Origin of the sequence: Streptomyces sp. NPDC127197 (genome assembly GCF_042672405.1) — a bacterium.
Classification (GTDB): Bacteria; Actinomycetota; Actinomycetes; order Streptomycetales; family Streptomycetaceae; genus Streptomyces; species Streptomyces flavusporus.
The window spans coordinates 1-1,868 of record NZ_JBHXVG010000133.1 but is presented as its reverse complement, the minus strand read 5'-3'; the positions used below and the strand labels follow the sequence as shown (position 1 = coordinate 1,868).

At 38.0% G+C, this 1,868-nt stretch carries 2 protein-coding genes; both read left to right on the top strand.

Translation table 11 applies throughout. The features are described 5' to 3' along the window. Nucleotides 1-20 precede the first annotated feature (20 nt). A complete protein-coding gene (locus ACFVJQ_RS45915) occupies nt 21-194 on the top strand; it encodes a hypothetical protein (protein WP_375839303.1) in 174 nt (57 codons plus the stop codon). Nucleotides 195-284: 90 nt separating this feature from the next. After that, nucleotides 285-1,193, top strand: coding sequence for a hypothetical protein (locus tag ACFVJQ_RS45910; protein WP_375839305.1), 909 nt, complete (start codon nt 285-287; stop codon nt 1,191-1,193). Nucleotides 1,194-1,868: the final 675 nt, after the last annotated feature.

Genomic DNA, 1,868 nt, shown 5'->3' with positions numbered 1-1,868 from the left:
CTTGTTAGGAGTGTGTTTGGATGGAAGAGAAAAAACAAATTGGACCTCGAATTACTGTTGAAACATTTAAAAAGCTAGAGTTATTAGCCGAACATTTTACAAAACACAATGAATTTGGAAGAGTTTCAAAAGATGCTGTAATTGAGTTTGCTATTAAGGAATTGTATAGGGACTATTTGGGAAAAGGACGCTAATTTTTGTTGAAAAACTGACTTCGGATTTGGGGTTCTTTATTATTAACTTGATTTTAATTAAACATTACAGGAAAAATTGAGGGGAAATGGATGGATAAACGCAATGGTGACGCGGTTTTCATAGCTCCAAATGATGTTGTAAAAGTGACCACTATGAATCACGTCATTGAAGTTCAGCATATGGAGAAGATGAACCGGAAAAATAATATCAAAAAATTGGACAAGGATAGGTTTGTAGACCTCTCTACTGGGGAGATCCGGGAGTTCGAGCATTCGGAAAATCGGCAGGAAAATTATAATTCTTTGAGACAAACCTTTAAGAAGCTGCGTTATTTGATAAATAACAATTTTATAGGACGGCCAAATGAATTACATATAACTTTGACATACAAGAAAAATATGACGGACACGAAAAAACTTTATAGTGATTTTCAAAATTTTATCGACAGGTTGCGTTATAAATACAAGAAAGAAAGTTCGATAGATTATTTATCGGTGGTAGAGCCACAAGGACGTGGAGCCTGGCATTGTCATGTTTTAATGCGCTTTAATGATTTGGATAAGATTTATATTAAAAATGCTGAATTAAGGAGTCTATGGGGTTTAGGATTTGTAACAATCAAGTCATTAAAGGATATAGACAACATAGGAGCCTATTTGAGCGCTTATTTGACTGATATAGACCTAGAAGATGTCCAAGACAGGGAAACAGCCTTAAAAGTGGCTTCAGAGGGCTGTGAGGTGCAAACAAAGATCGTAGAAGGTCGGGAAAAGAAATTTTTAAAAGGCGGACGGCTGCACATGTATCCTTCCGGAATGAATATGTATCGAAAATCAAAAGGGATTGTTAAGCCGGAACGGGAAGAAATGAAGTTCGGAGACATAAAAAAAGTAGTGGGTTCGGCAAAACCACACTACGAGAAAAGTTATCATGTCGAAAATGACAATTTTGAAAACACAATTTCGTTTCTCCAGTATAACACAAAACGTGATTTTTGAAGCAAAACGGTTCCTCTTTATGGAGCCGTTTTTTTTATTTCCCGAAGGGTTATTTGTCAGAATGACAAACCGATTTCGAGCCGGCGAGAACCCATTGTCACACCACGATTTAGGGGGTGTGTATAAATGGGCACTCTCTGTGAAATTTGAAGCTTTGAAATTCCGAATGGCGCACTTATACACTCTGTCGAGTGAGTGCTAAAATGCTGAAGCATTTCCGTCAAGCGTGTGGAGGAATCTTGTAGAGAGATATAGCATAGATACCCGTATCTCTAGAGATATTTTGGTATATCCCTGCTATATCTATGGGGTATCTATGCTATATCTTTGGCTTCAAAAACGGCACCTGTTCTAAGAGCATAGAAACTCAACAGGCACAGCCTGTTTGACACCCTTTTTTTTAGGGTGGCACCGAGTTTCCTTATGCTCTTTTTCTCTGAAGCTAAACCTGTTTTATATGTCGTAGTCTTTTTATTGGGAGTGACCCCTTGCTGTACAATTTCCGGAGGTGCCGATAAGGGACGAATTTTCCCTTGTCGGTTGCCTTTGGGGATTGTAAGGGGTGGAGGCTCGGAATCAAAAGGAAACGAAATATCATTCCGAGTGTGCTTCTTTTTTCTGTTCTTGAATTCTATTATTTCCAATGTTAGAATTATGTTAACAACTTGTTAGGAG

Excerpts from the sequence above, each read along its gene's own strand:
- ACFVJQ_RS45910 (WP_375839305.1), top strand. The coding sequence starts at position 285 with ATGGATAAACGCAATGGTGACGCGGTTTTCATAGCTCCAAATGATGTT.
- ACFVJQ_RS45915 (WP_375839303.1), top strand. The coding sequence starts at position 21 with ATGGAAGAGAAAAAACAAATTGGACCTCGAATTACTGTTGAAACATTT.